Annotated in this window: 26 protein-coding genes; 4 read left to right on the forward strand and 22 right to left on the reverse strand. The window is 41.2% G+C overall.

The features are described 5' to 3' along the window. Positions 1-31 precede the first annotated feature (31 nt). The 18 genes from AC5JL8_RS31910 to AC5JL8_RS31995 form a co-directional block, all read right to left on the reverse strand. A complete protein-coding gene (locus tag AC5JL8_RS31910; RefSeq protein ID WP_495883682.1) occupies positions 32-874 on the reverse strand; it encodes a hypothetical protein in 843 nt (280 codons plus the stop codon). Between the two features lie 54 nt (positions 875-928). Continuing rightward, a complete protein-coding gene (locus tag AC5JL8_RS31915; RefSeq protein WP_495883683.1) occupies positions 929-1,672 on the reverse strand; it encodes a ParB N-terminal domain-containing protein in 744 nt (247 codons plus the stop codon). A gap of 3 nt (positions 1,673-1,675) precedes the next feature. Then, on the reverse strand, positions 1,676-2,230 hold the full coding sequence (locus AC5JL8_RS31920) for a GIY-YIG nuclease family protein (RefSeq protein ID WP_495883684.1): 555 nt from the start codon (positions 2,228-2,230) through the stop codon (positions 1,676-1,678). A 310-nt stretch (positions 2,231-2,540) separates the two neighbouring features. Beyond that, positions 2,541-2,831 (reverse strand): 2Fe-2S iron-sulfur cluster-binding protein, encoded by a 291-nt coding sequence (locus AC5JL8_RS31925; protein ID WP_495883685.1) that lies wholly within the window; start codon positions 2,829-2,831, stop codon positions 2,541-2,543. 104 nt (positions 2,832-2,935) lie between these two features. Further along, the gene (locus AC5JL8_RS31930) at positions 2,936-3,127 is read right to left on the reverse strand and encodes a hypothetical protein (protein ID WP_495883686.1); all 192 of its coding nucleotides are present in this window, start codon (positions 3,125-3,127) and stop codon (positions 2,936-2,938) included. Between the two features lie 287 nt (positions 3,128-3,414). After that, a complete protein-coding gene (locus tag AC5JL8_RS31935) occupies positions 3,415-3,621 on the reverse strand; it encodes a hypothetical protein (RefSeq protein ID WP_495883751.1) in 207 nt (68 codons plus the stop codon). Positions 3,622-3,745: 124 nt separating this feature from the next. Then, positions 3,746-4,030, reverse strand: a complete 285-nt coding sequence (locus tag AC5JL8_RS31940; protein ID WP_495883687.1) for a 2Fe-2S iron-sulfur cluster binding domain-containing protein — start codon at positions 4,028-4,030, stop codon at positions 3,746-3,748. Positions 4,031-4,143: 113 nt separating this feature from the next. Beyond that, positions 4,144-5,328: a P-aminobenzoate N-oxygenase AurF gene (locus AC5JL8_RS31945; RefSeq protein WP_495883688.1), complete on the reverse strand. Its 1,185-nt coding sequence runs from the start codon at positions 5,326-5,328 to the stop codon at positions 4,144-4,146. An 88-nt stretch (positions 5,329-5,416) separates the two neighbouring features. After that, the gene (locus AC5JL8_RS31950) at positions 5,417-6,325 is read right to left on the reverse strand and encodes a ferritin-like domain-containing protein (RefSeq protein WP_495883689.1); all 909 of its coding nucleotides are present in this window, start codon (positions 6,323-6,325) and stop codon (positions 5,417-5,419) included. 1 nt (position 6,326) lies between these two features. Next, positions 6,327-7,382 carry an aromatic ring-hydroxylating dioxygenase subunit alpha gene (locus tag AC5JL8_RS31955; protein ID WP_495883690.1) on the reverse strand — a complete coding sequence of 352 codons (1,056 nt, stop codon included), beginning with the start codon at positions 7,380-7,382 and terminating at the stop codon, positions 6,327-6,329. A 5-nt stretch (positions 7,383-7,387) separates the two neighbouring features. Then, positions 7,388-8,128, reverse strand: coding sequence for a hypothetical protein (locus AC5JL8_RS31960; protein WP_495883691.1), 741 nt, complete (start codon positions 8,126-8,128; stop codon positions 7,388-7,390). Between the two features lie 225 nt (positions 8,129-8,353). After that, positions 8,354-9,376 (reverse strand): Rieske 2Fe-2S domain-containing protein, encoded by a 1,023-nt coding sequence (locus AC5JL8_RS31965; protein WP_495883692.1) that lies wholly within the window; start codon positions 9,374-9,376, stop codon positions 8,354-8,356. Continuing rightward, positions 9,363-9,749, reverse strand: a complete 387-nt coding sequence (locus AC5JL8_RS31970; protein WP_495883693.1) for an Mpo1-like protein — start codon at positions 9,747-9,749, stop codon at positions 9,363-9,365. Before AC5JL8_RS31970 ends, AC5JL8_RS31965 begins: the two co-directional genes overlap by 14 nt. Beyond that, on the reverse strand, positions 9,739-10,593 hold the full coding sequence (locus AC5JL8_RS31975) for an HNH endonuclease (protein WP_495883694.1): 855 nt from the start codon (positions 10,591-10,593) through the stop codon (positions 9,739-9,741). The genes AC5JL8_RS31970 and AC5JL8_RS31975 overlap by 11 nt, the downstream gene beginning before the upstream one ends. A 342-nt stretch (positions 10,594-10,935) precedes the next feature. After that, positions 10,936-11,064 (reverse strand): hypothetical protein, encoded by a 129-nt coding sequence (locus AC5JL8_RS31980; protein ID WP_495883695.1) that lies wholly within the window; start codon positions 11,062-11,064, stop codon positions 10,936-10,938. A 207-nt stretch (positions 11,065-11,271) separates the two neighbouring features. Further along, positions 11,272-11,535, reverse strand: a complete 264-nt coding sequence (locus tag AC5JL8_RS31985; protein ID WP_495883696.1) for a type II toxin-antitoxin system RelE family toxin — start codon at positions 11,533-11,535, stop codon at positions 11,272-11,274. Further along, positions 11,528-11,803: a hypothetical protein gene (locus tag AC5JL8_RS31990; RefSeq protein WP_495883697.1), complete on the reverse strand. Its 276-nt coding sequence runs from the start codon at positions 11,801-11,803 to the stop codon at positions 11,528-11,530. The genes AC5JL8_RS31985 and AC5JL8_RS31990 overlap by 8 nt, the downstream gene beginning before the upstream one ends. A gap of 128 nt (positions 11,804-11,931) precedes the next feature. Continuing rightward, positions 11,932-13,638 carry an N-acyl-D-amino-acid deacylase family protein gene (locus AC5JL8_RS31995; protein WP_495883698.1) on the reverse strand — a complete coding sequence of 569 codons (1,707 nt, stop codon included), beginning with the start codon at positions 13,636-13,638 and terminating at the stop codon, positions 11,932-11,934. A gap of 367 nt (positions 13,639-14,005) precedes the next feature. On the opposite strand from AC5JL8_RS31995, the gene thrC reads away from it, so the two are divergent. Both thrC and AC5JL8_RS32005 read left to right on the forward strand, forming a co-directional pair. Beyond that, positions 14,006-15,310: a threonine synthase gene (thrC, locus tag AC5JL8_RS32000; protein WP_495883699.1), complete on the forward strand. Its 1,305-nt coding sequence runs from the start codon at positions 14,006-14,008 to the stop codon at positions 15,308-15,310. 119 nt (positions 15,311-15,429) lie between these two features. After that, entirely contained in the window at positions 15,430-15,705 is a 276-nt protein-coding gene (locus AC5JL8_RS32005) for a MoaD/ThiS family protein (RefSeq protein ID WP_495883700.1), read from the forward strand. A gap of 261 nt (positions 15,706-15,966) precedes the next feature. On the opposite strand, the gene AC5JL8_RS32010 is transcribed toward AC5JL8_RS32005, so the two are convergent. From AC5JL8_RS32010 to AC5JL8_RS32020, 3 genes are read right to left on the reverse strand one after another with little or no spacing between them, the layout of a single operon-like run. Next, positions 15,967-16,257: an adenylyl-sulfate kinase gene (locus AC5JL8_RS32010; RefSeq protein ID WP_495883701.1), complete on the reverse strand. Its 291-nt coding sequence runs from the start codon at positions 16,255-16,257 to the stop codon at positions 15,967-15,969. A 53-nt stretch (positions 16,258-16,310) separates the two neighbouring features. Beyond that, the gene (locus AC5JL8_RS32015; RefSeq protein WP_495883702.1) at positions 16,311-16,757 is read right to left on the reverse strand and encodes a type II toxin-antitoxin system VapC family toxin; all 447 of its coding nucleotides are present in this window, start codon (positions 16,755-16,757) and stop codon (positions 16,311-16,313) included. After that, complete coding sequence (locus tag AC5JL8_RS32020) at positions 16,754-16,993, reverse strand: hypothetical protein (RefSeq protein ID WP_495883703.1); 240 nt, start codon at positions 16,991-16,993, stop codon at positions 16,754-16,756. The genes AC5JL8_RS32015 and AC5JL8_RS32020 overlap by 4 nt, the downstream gene beginning before the upstream one ends. A gap of 745 nt (positions 16,994-17,738) precedes the next feature. Here AC5JL8_RS32020 and AC5JL8_RS32025 point away from each other — a divergent pair. Continuing rightward, positions 17,739-20,042 carry a monovalent cation:proton antiporter family protein gene (locus tag AC5JL8_RS32025; protein WP_495883704.1) on the forward strand — a complete coding sequence of 768 codons (2,304 nt, stop codon included), beginning with the start codon at positions 17,739-17,741 and terminating at the stop codon, positions 20,040-20,042. Positions 20,043-20,101: 59 nt separating this feature from the next. On the opposite strand, the gene AC5JL8_RS32030 is transcribed toward AC5JL8_RS32025, so the two are convergent. Beyond that, positions 20,102-20,326, reverse strand: a complete 225-nt coding sequence (locus AC5JL8_RS32030) for an Hfq-related RNA-binding protein (RefSeq protein WP_495883705.1) — start codon at positions 20,324-20,326, stop codon at positions 20,102-20,104. A 174-nt stretch (positions 20,327-20,500) separates the two neighbouring features. Between AC5JL8_RS32030 and dapF the strand changes: the two genes are divergently transcribed. Next, positions 20,501-21,340 carry a diaminopimelate epimerase gene (gene dapF / locus AC5JL8_RS32035; RefSeq protein WP_495883706.1) on the forward strand — a complete coding sequence of 280 codons (840 nt, stop codon included), beginning with the start codon at positions 20,501-20,503 and terminating at the stop codon, positions 21,338-21,340. The last annotated feature ends 186 nt before the right edge of the window (positions 21,341-21,526 follow it).

Below are 21,526 nucleotides of genomic sequence, written 5' to 3' on the forward strand. Positions count from 1 at the left end.
GTGCAATTTTAATTGCCCTCAATATCACAGCTTAATCTTTTACTTCCTCAGTTTCTTGAAAAATATCGTCATCATCTTCAATTTCATCAGATTCTTCTTCGTCGTCCTCAGAAGAGTCAAGCAAATCTCGAACTTCAGTAAAGGAGTCATCTGATTCAGAAGATTCTTTTATCTGCTCATCAGGCAATTCAACTTCAGGCAATATTACATGAAAATCTTTTCTCCAAGAAGAAATCAAGTTTTCATTCCACTTAACGTCATTACTTACATCATCTTTAGTACTTTCTATCAATTTTCTAACACCCTCAGAGGAATCAGACAATATCATTCTGACAAGTTCTATACATTTCTCATATCCAGAGCCTGTAGTTATCATAGTTAGGTTTTCATTTGGACGCACTAGAACATTAGACCAATGAGATTGATCTCGGCTGAAAAAGCCGTCTTTATCCATTTTAGTAATACTACGCGATATGGCATTAAGCGTCTCTGGTATACGATGCTCTGCGTTTATCCTGAGCAAGAATCGTGAAACAGCAAAAAAAAGAATTTTTTGTCCCAGGACAGTATAGAGAATATTTGAATCTCGTAATTTCTTTATACTTGCTTTTTGATTTGAAGTTAATCGAGGTTGCTCTGGTTGAATAGGAATATTTATATTTACGTAGCTCATCTGTGATACCCAGTCTTTGAATGGCTGAAGTTCTGTAAAAAACCACTTGAGCAATGCTTTTGTGCCTATTTTAGAAAGTTTAGGATGAGACTCATAATAAGTTTCCAGCGCACTATTACGCTCAGTTGGTGAATTGAATGATTTTTTTAAAGCTTGCTTGTTATAATCTTTTAATAGTTCAACAGTACATTGGCTAACCAAATCTAGAGTTGTTAAATAAGGTTCTGATTGAGTTAGGTTTCTGGATTTGGAAGATCACTTAACAAATTTATCTTCAAGCACTCCTTCCTCTAAAAGTTTTCTAGGAATTAGTGCTGATATTTTACTGTCATCAAGCAAGAGTTGAGTTTGTTTATCAATTGATTTTGCAGTTTTATTTATAACTGTAAAGATATTACGAGTAGCCTTGATTATTTCATCTCTTACAGTTTCGGTTAAATCTGAATAACCAACCCTACCAAGATTACCAAATACTAGATAGACAACAGGTATATCAAAGGTTTCTAAGCAATGGAAGTTTTCATTGATTTGTTGAGGTGTTAAAGCCTCCTTTCCAGTATGAACATTCCAATATTTCTTTAAGGAAAGAAGTCTATGTTGCCCATCAATTACAATTCTAGCTACGTTCTTATATAACTTTAAATTCACCCATTTTTCAACAATTTTACCCTGACTACTAACTGTAGAGAAATCCCAAAACTCTCTTTGGTCATTCGAGTTGGGTAACAGTACTACGACAATTGAATTAAAAAACCGAATTCCATCTTGTGCTAGGTAAGAAAATATTTCTGTATTTGCTCTGGTTTCATCTAGTTTTCTTTGAACTCGTTCAGAAAAGCTCCAACTACCTTGAATTTCATCAGCAAATCTAATATTTTCTACTGCATCACTTTGCTCAAGAGTTGTTATGAAGTACCTAACTTCAAACTTACCACTACCAAACTTACCACTAATTGCCTTATATTCAATTGTCTCTGGAGACTGATTATCTAATTCCATTGTCTAACTCCTCTGTGCATTAAACTTAGGCTGGCATAGTTGAATTAACAGGCTTTCCAACTCTCTAGAAATCTTTTTTGGACAAGGGAAACAAACGAATAAAAATTCATCATTTGATCTTAAATTTCCATATTTTGAGAAAAACCCATCATCTCTTTCCAAATGCTGAATAAATCTATTTCGTAAGTTGATTGCCGTGCCAATGTAATCTGGGCGTTGGAGAATGCTGCATGAAATTAGAAGATTTTTTAAGATTCTTCGTTCTTTAGGCTGAGAAATAGCTTTGAGAAATTGCTCCATTTTTGGAGATAAACGAACTGACTCTCCACAAGTATCGACGATAAACTTACTTCTATTATCTTCCTCAGAGAACTTTGTTTTGAAGACCGTATTTTTTATGCGATTATCTATATACTCAGACAAGTTATTTTCTAAAAAATCAAATGCATGATACAAAGCATAAATACCTGATGTTTCAGGGAGATAATCTGCGGCAGATATAGTTGCTGTCACTACTGTAAAATTCTTGAAAAAGTTGTCGTGAACTGTTTCTTCCATTGATAGAAATCACAAAAATTAATGAATTTAACATAGCATATGTTAAATTAATACCCTGAATTATTAAAAAGTTTGTAGCTATGGATTTAAGTTTATACATTTGTAATCTTGGCATTAAAAATTGTAAAATTTTTTGCTATATAAAGTTTGTGTAACAAATAAGGTAAAATATAACATAAGAAATACTGAATAATCGTAACTAATAATTCTTAACAGTCAACCAATTGTTGTCAGTGTAAAAATTTCTGTTTCCGTTAGCTGACCCGCACAGCAACTTAACAAGGTGCTGAAGTATACCCGCTCAGGTGATTCATTGTCTCAGAACTCTAATCTCTAAATTCCCTGTAATATCTATTTGACAGGCTAATCGTGCATTACAATTGTTGGGCGCTAATGTGTCTAGCATTTCCTGTTCATCGGGTTGGGGAGGAGGAATTTTACCAATCACCTCAACTAAGCAGGTTCCACAAATACCAGTCCGGCAACCAAATAATACAGGTGAATTTTGTATTGTCAGATGCTCAGATAAATTTTGATGGAGTTGCAGATTGATGGGAGGATAATCAGTTCCCGGAAAGGATATCTTACAAAGGTCAGACATAATCAATTTATCAATTAACCCACAGCGACACGAACTTAAAATCTTTAGCACTAAATAGCCCGCGATCGCTCAATCCCTTTTATTTACCTAGCTTTATTGTTTCATCAAACATCAACATTTATCTGTTCTATCTGTCTAGCAGCTTTCTCCCAAAGCTTTGCTGAAGTTTCATCTTGCCAATGAGTTCTCAAATTTTCGGCTTTTTTGTGGCATATTCGCTCTAACATTTCTAAGATTGCTGATAATGTCAATTTATTAAGTAATGCTTCTAAAATCTCCATATATTCTTTTTGCATGATAGTCACCTTCTTATCTTCCACTGATATCTTCTGACAAAAATCATGTAAATGACTTTTATTTTCTCAAATATATAGATTAAGATTTGTTTCGATTGCTATGAATATTCTACTAGCTTATACACACAGTTGAGCTTGTTTTGAATACTCTGTTGATTTGCAGCAAATCCCTGTAAATCCTCATTTTTATGCTGTTTAAAACGTCGAAAAGCCCTTTGTTGGGTCACCAGATATCGAGAAATTGAATTAGCGCCCATCAATGACATTTCTCGATTTCGTTGCCAAAGTTAATCGAGTTTTTCCACATATACTTTATAAGATGCCATCGCTTCTTGATGAGTTAAGAAACTGCGGTGCAAACCTTCCAACTCTTCGGTAAAACAGCGATGCATCATTTCTTTAGCATCCTCATCGCTCATCTCAAAAATGGGCGATCGCAGCACCCGATAAATCTTAGAATACAGCGCCAGAGCGTACCAGAAAATCCCGTTAATCGCAGCCGAAAAGTGAAAGCGATCGCGCTGACATCCCCATAATCCTAAATTAGTACAGCAGGATTATGGGCTTTCTGCCCTCAAAATCCTTCTTAAGGTGATGAGCGCGGTTATCCCTTCTGTCCTATTGTGGTTCAAAGAAACCACCAAAAGCGATCGCCCTCATAAAACCAGTGCATCTTGCAGATTTAGTACATGAGCAAAGAAGCAGGGGAGCACTTGTGCAGAGGGGCAGAGGAGAAATTTCACCAATAACCTCAACTAAGCAAGTTCCACAAATACCAGTCCGACAACCAAACAATACAGGTGAATTCTGAATTGTGAGATGCTCAGATAAATTTTGATGAATTTCCAAAGTGATAGGAACATAATCACTTCTGGGAAAGGAGATAATACACAGGTTAGACATAGTATTTAAACTAGACTCTTGCATTCTTTTTGCAACGGCAGTCGCTCATGGGGGGAACCCCCTACGTACCCGTCGCTGCCTCGCCTTTGCGCCTTTGCGTGAGATAAAAAATGCTATAAATCCTCACTTTGATGTTGCTCAAAACGCCTAAAAGTACTTTGTTGAGTCGCTAAATATAGAGAAATCGAATTAGCTCCCATCAGCGACATTTCTCGATTACGCTTCCAAAGGTAATCAAGTTTTTCCACATACACCTTATAAGATTGCATCGCCTCCTGATGGGTTAAAAAACTGCGATGCAATCCTTCAGATTCCTCCGTAAAACAGCGACGCATCATTTCTTTAGCATCCTTATTGCTCATATCAAAAATCGGCGATCGCAACATATAATAAATCTTCGTATACAACGCCGGATCATACCAGAAAATTCCGTTAATCGCAGCCGAAAAGTGAAAGTGATCACGCTGACATCCCAGCAATCCTAAATTAGCAACCAGTCGCTCAAATGCAGTTTCTGTAGGAAGGCAGGTAACAATATCGTGAGATATAATTGTCGAACTATTAAAGTGAAAGCTTTCATCCAAAAAGTGATAGTAAGAGATTTTGGCAGGAATAGGAGCAGTATCTGGATGGGGATGTTTTTGATAATAATTGCTGAGTTTATGCTGTACTAACTTACCATTTAGTGTCCTTATTCCTCGGACTGTGAAATACTGACAAGCCAAAAATGTATTATTCGCAGAAATCAGCCCGAAGTATTGCAGCTGAATCTTTTTCCACCAAGTTTTTAAAGCATTGGTGTCAGCATAAACCATCGTTTCGGTAAAGGGGCCGCGCATTGGATAGGTAAAGATGAGTTCCCCAAACAATGCTTGCTCAACTTGTTTGGCAATTGTGCGAAATGCGTTAATGTGCGCCCGTTCTTGAGAGGATTCCAAATCTAAGGTATCGCAGATTAAGCGGAAATCTTCTTGAGCATAAAGCCCTGCTGCACTAGTTTGATTGAAATAGATAGTTGCTATTTCGGCGGAAACAATTTGTGAGTAGTATGCTACCCAGTAAAGTTGATTTAAAATTACACGCTGATGCTGGCTGGATTGTTCCCATAAAGGTGTGCCGTAGAGTAGGGAAAATTCTTCTGGATTCCAATACTCGTTTTGGCAATCTTCATAGCGAAAATTGGCGGCTGCTTCATCGATTAAAGCAGTGTGATCCTGCTGTTTGTTGCGGGTGTGGTTAATTTGTAATTTGCGATAGGTAGTTGGGCTATCTGATAATTTGTAAATAGTATTTTCCATAAAATATATTTTTTATTTTTAAACGCAGAGTGGCGCAAAGGTTCACGCAGAGTCACACAGAAGTTTTATTAGAGCTATCCCTGCCTGATTAATACACGCATTTCTGAGGGGAGAGTGGTTCAAAGGCTCCTCGCTCGTCTAAGGCTTGGACGATCGCTTGTGCTGATGCTCCTCGCATGAGCGATCGCAGTATTTGTAATCGGGTTCCACTGTGGGTTTGTGTATCTAATTCTTCTAGGATTTGGATTTTTTGCGATCGCGAAAGATGTCCTTTCACCTGTTCAACGGCTGCTAGGACGTTTTGCGGCCCTACTTGCACCATAGATAAAAACTGTGCCAACACATCAAGGATTGCTGTTTGACTGGATGCTGCAACTGAAATCTGGTTAAATAAGGTAGTTCCTGTGCCGTGATGACGGGCTTCTGCGTGTAGAAAACTGGTGAAAAGTTCAGCCAGGATTGGATGGCGACATTCCTTAGCTAATCTGCGGTAATGGCTTAAGCCCCATCCTTCTAATACTACCTGAAGCACAAACAACAGCACTGTTTTATCTGCACTTTCAACTACTTCTGCTAGTAAACTGAGAAATGGATCGTTGCTGTTAGTTGGTTCGAGTTCTGGTAAAAAATTGGTTATCTGGCTGAGGTGAGTAGCTTCATCAGCCGTAAACAGTGCATAGAGCATTCGCTCCTCAACTGTTTCTGCTAACAGTACCATTTTTGCCATGTAGCCAACGCCTGCTTTCTCAATGAAATATGATTCCTCTAAGAGGCTACGATTGGTGAGCTTTAGTATGGCAGATTGTTCGGCTACACTTGCTTGTTGAAATATTTTGACTTGATGCAAGTTGAAAAATTTTGCATTCCAATAATCTGATTGCTGCTGTGAAGAACTATCGCTGTAATTTGGCAATGCTGATCTTAGTATGCGTTGCAATCGGTCATTGGGATCTATATGCGGTAGGTCGAGTCCGGCAATTTTATATATATTAGTCATACTAAAGCATTAAAGAGGTAGATGAAGAAGGGCGATCGCTGTTTTCTGGACTATCAACAGTTTCCCAAGTTCCCCAACTTAAAGCTTTTTGGCGATTAACGTGTTGAATAAATTGCAGAATTGACTGATCTGCTTTGGTAGGAGTCTTCAAATCAAACTGAATTGTCTGAAATACTTGAGTATCGCCTTTGGCGAAGTAATTACCAACCTGTTGCGTTAACCACAACAACCCACGATTTACACCCCAACCCAAACATCCAGGTCGCTTGGGAGTCACTAAGATTGTTTGCCCTTCGGTTTTGCCACCTTCAATCATTCGCAGCGCAAATATGATGTAGAAGTGCAGAAAATCCGGCCCCAGTGTGACAGTCCCAGTACTACCATACCAATAGCACATACTATAAGTAACTTCGTTGCGATATAAAGGACGAATCAGGCGGATTAACCAGGAATCATCGCCGCCGCGTGTAGTATTGCTGAAGGTAATAGCGTTGGAGTTGAGGTCTTGGGAATCAAATACAATCTCTAAAGGTAGATTGTGTACTGTATTGAAATGGTGAGCATCGATCGCATTAATCAGCAGCACATTGGGATGGCAGTTTTTGACAAAGCGAGTCCCCAAAATATAATCGCAGTCGACCTGTTCTAATTCCGGGACGAAGGGTAGCGAACTTGGCTTTTCCTCTCCGACCCAAACCCAAATCATGCCGTACTTTTCTGTCGTTGCCCAGGTTTTGATACATACAGGTAAAGGTTTTCCGAGGAAAGGAACGTCTACACAAATTCCGCGTTCATCGTATTTCCAATTATGGAAGAAGCAGCGAATGCCATCACCTTCTACCTTACCCTCTGCTAAATGTGCGCCCATGTGAGAACAATAAGCATCCACCGCCACCACCTGGCCACTGACTCCTCGATAAATTGCCAGATTTCTACCCAGTAGCGTTACAGCTTTCACCTTGCCAAGTTTTAATTTTTTAGATGGTAATGCCCAGTACCATCCCTGTACAAATTGTGTCGGGTTATTAAAGTTCGAGTTTGGGCTGGTAGGATGCATAGAAGTTAAATAAGAACAGAATCTTGGACAAATTCTAACAACGATTCTGACTGCCACATCCGTTGTCCAGCACGGGTCAGATTCTCATACCGGATTTCAGTTAAACAAACCAATTCATCCCCTAGTCGATAGCCTGGGTTTTTTTCCTCGAAAAACTGGATATGGGGGTTAGTCTGTCTTCCTGTGGGGATTTCTATTAAACCTTCCCGCAGAATTTGGGGATGCTGGAAGCGGACGATACCAGTTGTTTCTTCGTAAAACTCACCATAGTATTCCTGTGCCAGATGTGTTGTTAGATTCGCAACATCGGCAGGTGTTGCTGCATCATAGCGGGGATAAAACTCTTGCCAAAAGGTAGGGAGAAAGCGGTAGGTGCGAAAACCAGAGCAAATTAGCAGCCAGTATAGTTTGTTTGGGGCATGGTATTGGCGAAGATAATTAACTGCGGCAATCCAGGTACGTGGTAGTGTTGTACTTGACCAAGCGCTGGGATCGACAATCGTATCGCCAGAATACACAACACTAATTCGCTCTCCAGAGAAAGTTGTTTGGCACAACATTAGGGTTGAAAAGCCTTTTAGAACATTGGTTATTTCTTCGCGCAACAACAACACCCAGTTTTTGCGCTCTAGATCAGCCTGGAACGCATCCCAAGTTACACCTTTGAAATGATTATTCAGCAATGCATACATGGCTATGCGATCGCTTGGTTGCAGCTTTTGAACAGGAACCAGCCAACTCTTCATTATTCGGAATTTACCTAAGCTCGGTTTGGAGAAAGCCTTAGATTAACACTTTAACGAGCAAATTGGTGAAATTACGGTGTAATGTGACAGATTCCAGAATGGTTATTTACAATACTTATAGCAATTTTGGATTTGAGATTTTGGATTACCTATCCCACCTTAGCACCTTGAATTGCTGTTGGTGCGTTACACTAAAGCAATAACACACCCTAAAATTTAATTTACTTAATTCTGAATTATAATTTTTGAATTTACCGCAGGAGTTGACCATCGAGAAGGTTCTAGCTCGTTTACATACTCCATATACTCAGCCAACGGCTTATCAATACTGAGGAGCAACTTCGGATTAAAGCGAATATTATCGTAAATCTTGCCGTCTTCATCTCGGAGCATATAGTAAGCCAATCGAGTGCAGAATAGCAAAAACTTACTGAGCAGATATCCTACAAATCCTTTGCGTTTTTCAGTTACATAAATCGGTTGAATCCGCGTTCTTCCAGGAGCAATTGGAGTATATGCATATATCATATGCAATGGGGGAAACAGCCGCACTTTTTTCATCATTGTTAACAAACCAATGCAACCATGAGCATACCGCATGGAATACTCATAGTTAGAACCAAGAAATCTTTGACCTAATCGTTCTCGAAAAGTTGTTTGAGGAAATTGTCCCCGCATTGTAAAGTCAATTTGTGTACCTAATTCGCTGCGATGTAGCGACAAATCCATTTTGATATCTAAATGATGAATTGTTTTTAAATGTTGGGCATCAATACCATTCATCATACAAATATGGTGGTGACAACTTCTTTCAAATGCTGTATCAGGTTGTGCAACAATTTCTTTACCCTTTAATTCATCAAAATCAGCCACACCTTCTGGTGCTACAGCGTCAGGATAAATCCAGATAAATCCATACTTTTCTGCTGTCGCATAAGCTTGTACTTTTGCTTTAGACGGAATCTCTGGTTGACAGGGGATATTTTGGCATATTCCTGCTTCATCAAATGCCCAATGATGAAATGCACAACGAATCCAATTACCATCAACCTGTCCAATTCCTAAATCTGTTCCCAAATGAGGGCAGTAAGCATCCAAAGCACGCACTAGCCCATCCTCACCGCGAAAGATAGCAATTCTTTGACCGCATACTTCTACAGATTTTGCTTTTCTTTTAGGTAATTCATGGCTAGGACAGGCAATATACCAACCCTTAGCAATGACATTCCAGTTGTTAAATATTTGCATAATTGCTTGAGTGATAATTATTTAATATTTCTTGTCGTTGGCGAATATCATCTTGATATTTACCCATGATTACCCTGAGTAGCATTCTACCTAAACAGTAAGAAGCCCGCCAAGAAAACACCGCATCTTGTAGATCGATATGGCTACGCTCAAATAAAAAATGTCCGGTTAATCCAATTAACTGAGTTAATGGTAATCCCAAGAGTAACCAAAAGTTTTGCAGCTTCCAGGCAGAAAAGAGCAAACCGTAAAAAAAGAATATCCCTACAATATGGAGAGCAATATTAATTGGATGCTGGTGTTTAAGAACAAAAATATCCCAATAATCTGTAAAAGGATGCTCCAAAATTTGGTTATTGATTTTATTTCTCAAATTCAGACGGCTCCTCTTCATTAAATTCATTGAGATCGTCAGAGTCAGGATCAGCTTCTTTCGCAGATTCAATGAATGTTTCTATATCTTGTCGCCACTGCGTCCAATTACGAACGTTACAAGCATGTTCCTTGAGATTTCCAATATCACTACCACAATGATAAGCTTGCTCTAAAAGTTTAAGGCATTGCCATTCGTTCAAGTAGTTTAATCGTTTCCGAAGAATACCTCTAATGTAGAATAGTTCCCGCATATAAGGCTTACTCTTCTCCACTTTCTTTATTTTGCAGATCCCCCCAATCTTAGACCATGCATGGCTAACACTCTTCTGGGTTGGTTGATCGTTTTCATATTGCAAGTATTGCTGAGTTGCAACTCGCATCGCTTCCATAACTTCATCGGCGCTATGCTGTCTTAGCAGCTTCTTTAAACTCTTCAGCCCTTGCTCAGTAAGTCTATATGGCTCAACTAACTCCGCCCAAAATTCAGCTATCTGCTCAACTAAATACTGATCAAGCTCAACTAAGCCTCTTTGCCACTCCATCATCATCTCAATTTGCTCACGCCGCTCTTGAAGTTCCTCCATCTGCAAGCGCTTACGGTCAATGATGGTAGTATCTGCTAAAGTCCGATCACTTTTGCCTAGATTGCAATCTATGCAAGATGTAATGAGGTTTAATAAGTCGTTAGTACCACCGTTTGATACCGGATTGATGTGATCCGCATGAAGAATAACATCCGGTGCCTTTTTACCGCAGTACTGACAAGTGAATTTATCTCGTTTGAAAATTTCAAAACGGGTGGACTTGGAAATAGGCTGTCGCTCAGATTCTTGCTTGCTCATGTCACACTTCTTACATCTCATTCTAATATAATTCTCCAGAGAAGAAATGGCATTAAATTGCAGCGTGTCTAGATGTTTACTCACTTACTCGAAAATTTTTTGGATATTCTTTTTATGTAATAATCTTCAATGAGTAATATGAAGTGATACTCACGCAGGGAATGGCTACCGCGATCGCCAAGAATTATTACCAATTGGCGATAATCATTTATCTTCACTGACAAACCAAGCTAAAGCATGGGTATCTACCACATAAATATCCATTTGTAACTTAATCTTCCCACTGAATTGCATCTCGAAAAACTGCTTTTTCAGCTACTTCTAAATCTTCATCAGTGACAATCACATCTTTCCATAAACCTTTAATTTGAGTTTTATTTCGAGAACCTTCAAGTTGATGAATAACAGTTTTTTCAATGCTTCTAATTCTTCTTGAATAGCTTGAATCCGAAGTAAAACATACTGGCTCATGATCAATATTCTCCTAAAGTGCAGTTAGCATTAACATTACCTTGAGTAAAGCGCAAAAACAAAAATTAGGCTGAATCCTCTCTGCGCCTCCTTTGTCTCTGCGTGAGCTACCTCCCTAATACGGAGACAAAACGCTTCCCAATCTTTCACGCCCCAAGCGATCGCTCACTTCTTACAGTTGTTAGCATAGCCCTCATAAACTCATCCTCACGGCTCATACGCCTCACTGCGATGGGCGATCGCCACAACAAATACCTGCATCAGTTCATCGTCTATCGTATAGATCACCCTGTAGTCGCCGATTCGGTAACGATAGTACCCTGCATAATCTCCCTTGAGGGCTTTGACGTTGGGGTGGAACTGGGGAGTTTGCTCTAGTTGCTGCAAACATCGGGCAATTTTCTTCGCTAGGGCTTTGTCAGCACTGATATAAATTTTTTGAGCATCAGGGTGCAGAAGAACTTCATACATCAGAGCGAAGACTTCTCCAGTTTGTGTAATCAGTTTTAGGGGTTGCTTGATTTTGCTTAATTCGCTCTAGCAAGCCAGGAATTGCCAATAGTTCTTGGGTTGCAGCTTCGCTTTCAGCATTTGCTAAGTAAGCTGCAAAATCAGTAAGCACCTGTAATCGCTCTGGCGATAGTTGCTTGAGTAATTCATTAAGCTGGCGCTGCAACTCTGCCACAGATACCAAATCTGCTGACGGCTTATCTTCTATTGGGGAATTATCCGTATTCATCGCCTGCTTTGCAACTTCAAGGTTTAGTGTCTATTGTAAAGCAACCAATTTGAGGAAAACATTTTTTGCTAGCTCGAAGGCTTACGCGATTCTTTGCGCCTCTGCGTCTGGAGCGTGACATAACCTGATTAACACGGAGACAACACAGTTCCCAATTTTTCACGCCCCAAGCGATCGCTCACCTTCCCCTCACATAAAACCCGAACTCCATTAATATAAACCGCTTGCATAATCTCATCTGAACCGCGCTTCACCATCCGAGGTTCACCATCCAGCACTGGATCTGATATTTGAACTTGTGGGCTAATTGGCTGATTTAAAGCATTGGGATCGAGTATAACTATATCTGCTTTCGCACCAACTTTCAGCACTCCCGTATCAAGACGAAACCAACTAGCAGGTTCTCCCGTGACACGATAAATCGCAGCTTCCGGTGAAAGGAAACTCGTGGCGATCGCTTGTTTGAGCAAAGATAAAGCACCATCATAGTAGCCAAGGTTACGCACATGAGCGCCAGCATCAGTAAAACCAGGGAAAATATAAGGATGTTGCATCATAGCCAAACGAGGTTTTAAGCGATCGTTGGCTCCTGTAGCCACCCAGCGCAAATCTGTATCGTAAGTCTGCAACGCCTGAATGAAAAAATCCACTGGTTCCTGCTGCTTTTGGTGGGCAATTTCAGCAAAGCTTAACCCTTGCCAATTTGTTTTGGGACAGTCAACAACTTCCATCAAATCTAACTGACGATGGAATGATTTACGCCAATTACTGTTCCATTCTTGGCGAAATTGGCGGCGAAAACCTTCAGATTGCCATAGTTGTTGCCGTTCCTGTCGTGACTTACAACCATTAAGTTGTGCGCCTGTCGAGAATTCTTCAAACAAAGGGGTGACAGGGCCATCTGAGTAAATTGTGAAGGGTTCGGTTAATGTTTGAAAGCGAACATTACCGTTTAGAATCCGGTTCCAGATAAACAGAATGGGGGAAAATATTCGCCATAGTTTGCGATCGTGTACAGCATCCAAGGCTGAGAGAACAGTTAGCCGCAGTGGTTTTTGTCCAATCCCCGATCCCATCCGCAGAATGTCTATAAAGGAAGCCAGCTTTTGTAAATTGGGAGTGACTTGAAAAACGCGATCGCTTTGTTGACAGAGTTTGGCTAGCATCGCATATTCTTTTAAGTTGGCGTGTTGAGAAGGAATTGTGCAACCTTGCCATTCTCCACTCATCCGATGCCAAGGAAACATATCAATAGAAACGCCAACAAATCCAGCATCTAAAGCATCTGCCGTAATTTGCTGCATAATTTTTAGATCGAATTTGCTTGGCTGAACAGTTAAACTACGTTCCAATCCCATAACATAAGCGCGTAATGCACTATGACCAAATAAAGGCGCAACATTGGGGCCAAGTGGTAACTGTTGCAAATGGTGTAAATATTCTGCTGGTGTCTGCCAGGAAACCGACTTTTTCAGCCATTTATCAATCAGGCGATGAGAAAGCGTTTCCACTCTTTGAAAAATATCTGCCAGCATTTGGGGTTCACCGATCGCAATCGACAAACTACAATTGCCAATGACAACGCTGGTAACACCATGACGCACTGATTCGCTCAGTCCCGGTGCAATTTCCAACTCTAAATCGTAGTGGGTGTGAATATCGATAAATCCTGGTGTAACCCAAAGTTTGGAAGCATCAACCACTTCACGGGTTTCAACAGGTAAACAAGGAGCGATCGCCACAATTCGGCCATTTTGAATCCCAATATCACCGCGAACAGGTGCAGATCCTAAACCATCGAAAATTAACCCGTTTTGAATCAGCAAATCCAACATGATTCTTTGTTGCCCTTTGGTTGTTCTTGGATCTGTTTAGGGTAATTATAGGCAGGGAGTTTATTAAAAATGGCGATCGCTTGTTCTTGAATCATATTGTCAACCTGCCGATAGCCTCTCGATCCCGCGATCGCTCAGTAGTATAAAAGCTCTAGATTTGCTCGCTGTTTCCCTGGTTTGTACCCAGTAAAGGCAAGGCTAACATCTTTAAAACCCTTTGTGTTTATTGCATACGACTTTTATCAAAGGGGGAAATTTCACTTAAAGCTGAACATACCCGATATAAATAGTCGGGTATGTTTGACTGGTATTTTTACTCGTGTTAGTATCAGGCGACAGCCGACAGACAAACAGGGAAAGCTAGTTTATGACTCAGACAAAATCCGCACATACTCAAGCAGCCACTACATCCTTTCAAGCCTTGAAGTGTAAGGAATGCGGCGAGGAATATGAACTTAAAGCCAACCATGTTTGTGAGTTATGCTTTGGGCCTTTAGAAGTCAAGTATGACTATGATGCCCTACGCCTTTCTGTCAGCCGTGAAAAAATTCAAGCTGGCCCAAATTCTATTTGGCGCTACCGTCCCTTTTTGCCTGTCGCAACTGACAATGTTATAGATGTGGGAACTGGTATGACTCCCCTGGTTCGTTCCCACCGTCTGGCACGTCGTCTGGGTTTAAACAAGCTTTATATTAAAAATGATGCTGTGAATATGCCCACCCTAAGTTTTAAAGACCGGGTGGTTTCAGTTGCCTTGACTAGAGCGCGTGAGTTGGGTTTCACCACTGTTTCTTGTGCCAGCACTGGTAACTTGGCAAATTCTACAGCTGCGATCGCGGCTCATGCAGGGTTAGACTGCTGTGTTTTCATCCCCGCAGATTTAGAAGCTGGTAAAGTTCTAGGCAGCCTGATTTATAGCCCTACCTTGATGGCAGTGAAAGGCAATTACGATCAGGTAAATCGTCTCTGCTCGGAGGTAGCAAATACACATGGCTGGGGTTTTGTCAATATTAATTTGCGCCCCTACTACTCTGAAGGCTCTAAGACGCTGGGCTTTGAAGTTGCTGAACAACTAGGCTGGGAATTACCTGACCATATCGTTGCCCCTCTAGCTTCTGGATCGCTATTTACCAAAATTTATAAGGGTTTCAAAGAATTCGTAGAAGTTGGTTTGGTAGAAGGCAAAGATGTCCGTTTCAGCGGGGCGCAAGCCGAAGGTTGTTCACCTATCGCTCAAGCCTTCAAAGAAGATCGGGACTTTATTAAACCAGTGAAACCGAATACGATTGCTAAATCAATTGCGATCGGTAACCCAGCAGATGGTGTTTATGCTGTGGAGATAGCTAAGAAAACTGGCGGTAACATCGAATCAGTTAATGATGCAGAAATCATTGAAGGAATTAAGTTGCTGGCAGAAACAGAAGGCATCTTCACTGAAACAGCTGGTGGTACAACCGTTGCAGTTCTGAAAAAATTAGTAGAAGCTGGCAAAATTGATCCAGATGAGACTACTGTGGTTTACATTACTGGCAATGGTTTAAAAACCCAAGAAGCATTACAAGGCTATATTGGCGAACCTTTGACAATTGATGCCAAACTCGATAGTTTTGAACGGGCGTTAGAGCGATCGCGCACACTTGATCGTTTGGAATGGCAGCAAGTCCTCGTTTAAACAATGTAAACGCCTAGAGAGCGTTTTCCCGAAAGGTAGGATAAAGGATAAAGACTGAAACAATTTAGTCTTGACTCCTAATACTTCACACCTGATATTTCACACTTCATACTTCAACTATGTCTGTAACAGTTTTAGTTCCCACGGCTCTTCAGAAATTTACCAATAACCAAGCTACGCTAGAATGCAGCGGCAATACTATTGCGGAACTGTTCGATTCCTTAGAGCATAGCTGTCCTGGTATTAAGTCACGCTTGTGCGATGAAGAGGGAAAACCACGGCGATTTTTGAATTTGTATGTCAATAGCGAAGATATTCGCTTTTTGGATGGGACAAGTACACCCCTTAAAGATGGCGATGAAGTAAGTATTGTCCCTGCTGTTGCAGGTGGTTGATAGAGAGAAGTTCTAAATTTGCTAAGTATATATCTTTAAGCGTGCTTTAATAGCACGCTTATGCTTTTTTATGGGTTGTGGTTAAGAGTCATGATATCATGTCCGTTTAAATAACCGTCATTGCGACCGAAGGGAAGCAATCCCAAAAACTTTGCGATTGCGTCGTTTGACTTCGTTCCACTCGCAATGACATATTCAGGGTGATTTGCCGGACATCATATGATTTGTCATTTGCCATTAGGTATTTGTAGGATTTAGGCACTATACATGCAAATAATCCTGGGTTAAAAATAGCTTGATTGCAGCCACGATCGCTACCACCCCATTTCGACTGAGCAAGTTGGCAACAAAATCAATCCGCCGGACATTGATATCCCGATCTTGTTTACTAAATCCAAGTCCTTGAGATAAATGGGTGCGAACGACATCACCATCAAGTAATTCTACTCGGCAACCCCGCGATCGCAATTCTTGGGCAACAGATGAAGCGATCGTTGTTTTAACCGCCCCACTTAACTCTGTCAGCCAGAGGATTATACCTTGATGGTTCATAACTCGCTTTTTCTTCATCTATGGAAGAGTGCGATCGCACTAAATCCCCGCTTCTAGCTGTTTATGCTATTGGGGTGAACAATAGTAATTCCTTCAACTTCTACAAAGTCTTTTGGGTTTAAAGTCAGAATATGGCTGATGTTATGGGTAAGCACTACTGCTTGTATGCGTAAATCGTGGGTGCGTTCCCCGGAAATCTTGTGAGTTGTAGCGAGGCTAAACCAAAAGCGAAATACATCTGGTGTTTCTTCTAGCCACTCAAACTGATTTATGAGCATTTGCACCGTTCGTTTGGTTTCTTCTGGTGTCCATCCAAATCCATTTACAGGTACAGGACGGATGGCTACAACCCAAAATTCAATTAAAACTTGAGATGTAATAAAACATTGATGGTTATTAGATATTAGATACCTGATTGTGTGATCGACAAGATTATAATCGGGTGAAGCTATATCCCTGGAGCGTAAAAGGATATTGGTATCTAATAAATAATCGGTCATACTTCATCATCGTAAATATTTTCTCGACGCAGAGCTTCATCAGAAAGGTTGGCATAGCTTTTTGGTGCTGTATCTATCCACTCCTGCCAAAGTAATAATCTCTCCGATGATGTTTGAGGTTTACTGTTTAGTAACGTTAAATGCTTGTTACTCAGTTTTTCTTGAAAAAGTTTTTGCTCTTCGGGGGAGAGATTTAGTACCACTTCTACAAGGGAATTAACAAGTTGTACATTCATAGTTGTGTATACCAATTCACCGAGTCAGTCTATGCGATGAGCTTTTGCCCTGCCCTTGTGCCGCTTTACTATAATACTGGTTATTGCCTCTACCAATCGCCTCAATGACCACATCGGACAAAGATCCAAGTCGAAACGAGGATCTTTGTTCTATATAATTAATAGTTATGCAGAGTCGTGAGAGTGGCGATCGCTACTACCGATGAAGGCTGAGCAAGGTCGATTTTTGCAATGCTCATGCATCAAAGTTGCTCTTCGATACATCATATGATGTCCGGCAAATCACCCTGAATATGTCATTGCGAGTGGAACGAAGTCAAACGACGCAATCGCAAAGTTTTTGGGATTGCTTCCCTTCGGTCGCAATCACGGTTATTTAAACGGACATGATATCAAAGGTGCAGGACGATGCAGCAAAGTTAGATTAAAGTACGATTCCTATACGGGGGCAATGACTTATACTGCACTAAATAATTGTTACTAGTCAAAAATAAGACAAATATATACGATGCGTTCACCAAGGCGAGCATTGTAAAATTCATTACGCTAATAATTAGCAAAATTTTGGCGCTTGCCTGATTTTTGCTCATGCTTCCTCTGCTTCTTTTTCCTCTCTTCCCTAACTATATGAACATTTAGCAATAAATATGCAAATTTTGTCTTTCTTACACCAATAACCTGAGCGAAGATATATAAAAATTTGTATGCTGAGGTTTATAGGTCTTAATAGTTTATTTTCAAACTGGTGCAAGAAGATTTTAGGCTAATTGTTGATTTAGTTTCAGTTCTCGCCGTCGCAGCCTGTGGCGGACTGTTAGCGGCGCTGTTACGACAACCTGTTTTGCTAGGTTACCTCATCGGCGGGATGATTGTCGGGCCAGCTGGGCTGGGATTGATAAAAGAAGTTATTCAAGTAGAAACTCTGGCTCAGTTTGGGGTCGCCTTTTTGTTATTTGCCTTGGGAGTTGAGTTTTCTTTTGCGGAACTTAAGAAGGTAAAAGCGATCGCCCTTGGAGGAGGAGGGCTACAGATTGCCCTAACAATTCTGATCACAGTTGTGGTATGTGGAATAACTGGAGCGTGGGGAGCCTTACCTGCTAAGGGCGTATTTTTGGGGTCAATTCTGTCTTTATCTTCAACAGCAGTTGTCCTCAAATGCTTAATGGAGCGTAACGAAACGGAAACACCTCATGGACAGGTGATGTTGGGCATTTTGGTAGTGCAGGACTTAGCACTAGGACTAATGTTAGCAGTCCTACCAGCCCTCCATGAACCAGGTGAAGCTATTGGCATAGCAGTCGTGACAGCACTGGTAAGAATTGGTTTATTTGCTGCTGGTGCAGTAGTCGCAGGAATTTGGCTGATACCACCTCTGTTAAGGCTCCTCGCCCGTACTGAAAGCCGAGAGTTATTTTTGTTAGGCGTTGTGACATTATGCTTGGGCATTGCTCTACTGACAGAGTATTTAGGGCTGTCAATTGAGATGGGGGCGTTTGTCGCCGGTTTGATGATTTCAGAGGTGGAATATGCCGATCAAACTCTCACTTATGTAGAGCCACTAAGAGATATTTTTGCCAGTTTATTTTTTGCCGCCATTGGGATGTTAATAGACCCAGTGTTTTTGTGGAAAAACCTGGAGTTAATTCTGGGGCTAGTAGCATTGGTGTTCGTAGGCAAGTTTTTGATTATTACACCTTTGGTAAAGCTATTCCGCTATCCATTGAAAACAGCCTTAATTGCTGGGTTAGGATTGGCTCAAATTGGGGAATTTTCTTTTGTGCTGGCCAGTGAAGGGCAAGCGCTGGGGTTGGTTTCTCGAACAGTGTATTTACTGATTTTAGGAACCACCGCAGTTACGCTCATGCTCACCCCGTTTGTGCTGCGGTTAGTACCATTGTTATTTAATTTGGCAGAATCCATGCCTTGGCTGAAACCGTATCTCGAAGATGTTCAGCCGCGCGATGTATCAGATGATTTGCCATTGAAAGACCATGTGGTAGTCTGCGGCTACGGGCGAGTAGGTAAGAATTTAGTGAAATTGTTGCAACAACACCAGCTACCTGTAGTCGTAATCGACCAATCTGAAAGCAGAATTCAGAAGTTGCGTGAAGCTAAAGTGCCTTATGTATATGGTAATTGCATCAGTTTTCATGTTTTAGAAACTGCTGGAGTCAACCATGCTAAGGGAATGGCGATCGCACTTCCTGACCCCATGAGTACACGTCTTTGCCTAAAACGCGCTTTGGAATTGTGCCCAGAATTAGATTTGGTTGTTCGCGCTACCCAAGATAAAAATATAGAAGTGCTTTACCAACTGGGAGCCAGGGAAGTGGTGCAACCAGAATTTGAAGCCAGCTTAGAAATGGCGACTCATTTATTAACAGGGTTAGGCTTGTCACCAGCTATAGTGCAACGAGAAATGCAGCAGATCCGCAAAGACCATTATTTACAATTGCGGCCAGAACGTTCTGCATCCGAAGTATCCCGTGATTTGCAACAAGCAACTCGTGATTTGAATCGCCGTTGGTATCCCCTACCATCTGGTTCGCCTCTGATTGGTATGAGCTTAGAAGAAGCAGATATGCGCTACTTAACAGGGGTGAGTTTAATGGCAATTCGCCGCGCTAACGGTGAAGAAGTCGACTTTCCCAACAATCAAACTCGAATAGAAGAGGGCGATCGCCTCCTAGTGGTGGGAGCAGATGAAGAACTAGCGGCTTTGGCCGAATTGGCTCTAGGTAGAGTAGCAGTTCCAGGCGAAAATAGCGCTTGTCAGTGGATCACAATTAATGCAGATACTCCAGTCTTGGGTAAAACCCTTGCAGATATAAATATTGGCGACCAATACGGAGTACAAGTGCAAGCAATCCGGCGGGATGGTAAGTTTATTCGCTCTCCTGAAGGACAAATGGACTTGCGAGCAGGAGACCAAGTTTTACTATGCGGTAGCCTACTGAGTCTGAATAAATTACAATCTTTGTTTACTACAACCAGTGCATTGCCCTTTTCTATACCGATAGTAAAAGTTAGTGAGGCAGAAACTCTTTGAAAGCTTCTACCTATAAATAATTTGTGGAGTCACCAATAGTCAATGTCTCACGTTATGGACTATTGACTAAAACTCTTCGGCTTGATGTAAGCGATCGCCTGTTTCCAAACTGTAGTTTGCTGGCTGTTTTCATCCATAATACACACACAGTATGGGTCTTGCCAGATCACCCTACCCGTTATTAGATCGCCAGTCACCAGTTTAAAATCTACCGCTGCTGTTTGTTTAATCAGGTTTTGCACTTGCCGAATACTAGGCAGTGAAGTATCGAATTCTGTAAGCATTTTTGGTGATGATGTATGCATAAGGCAGAATGTTTTAATTAAGGAGCTGGGGGCTAGAGACTGAGGACTAGGGATTTGGGACTGGAAAAAATCTTTCCTAGTTTTTTATCCTTAATCACGAATTCTTAATCTCTAACAACAGTGACTAATCATTGATAATTCATCATTAAATAAATGGCAATCGAATTTACTAAGTATCACGGTTTGGGGAATGACTTTATTCTCATTGACAATCGTTCCTCATCATTGCCTGCACTGACTCCAGAGCAAGCAGTTAAGTTGTGCGATCGCCACTTTGGTATTGGTGCAGATGGTGTAATTTTTGCTCTACCTGGAGAAAACGGTACTGACTATAGTATGCGGATTTTTAATTCTGATGGTTCAGAACCGGAAATGTGCGGTAATGGTATTCGCTGTTTAGCTGGTTTTTTGGCTGATTTGGAGGGCGATTCTAGAAACAAAGACTCATATCGTATTCATACATTGGCTGGTGTGATTACTCCCCAACTCACATCCGATGGCCAAGTAAAGGTAGATATGGGTTTACCCAGACTACTTGCTGGAGAAATTCCTACCACCTTGGGTGCTGCTGATACAAAAGTGATTAATCAGCCTCTAGAAGTGGCGGAACAAATTTGGAATGTCACCTGTGTCAGCATGGGTAATCCCCACTGCATTACTTTTGTGGAAGATGTAGCCGCAATTCCCCTAGAAACCATCGGCCCCCAGTTTGAGCATCACCCAGCTTTTCCTCAAAGAACAAATACCGAATTTATTCAAGTAGTGCGACGAGACTACTTAAAAATGCGAGTATGGGAAAGAGGCGCTGGTATTACCTTAGCCTGCGGTACTGGCGCTTGTGCTTCCTTAGTAGCTGGGGTGTTGACTGGAAAATGCGATCGCACCGCAACCGTAGAACTACCTGGTGGCCCTTTGCAAATTGAATGGTCAGAAATCGACCAACGAATTTACATGACTGGGCCGGCGGAGCGAGTTTTTACAGGGAAGCTATAGTTTTCTTAATCGGCAGGTAAGCTATTGCGCCTACAAGTTGCACAATTTAAATTCTAGGGAAAAACTTCAAACTCTCTCCTCTGCTCCCCTGCTCCCCGAAGTTTGCTTGGAGGGAAACCAACGCCACTTGCTCCACTTGGGGAAACCCCTGCGTACCCGTCAGTGGCTCCTCCTGGCAACTTCTCT

The organism is Mojavia sp. (assembly GCF_059505145.1).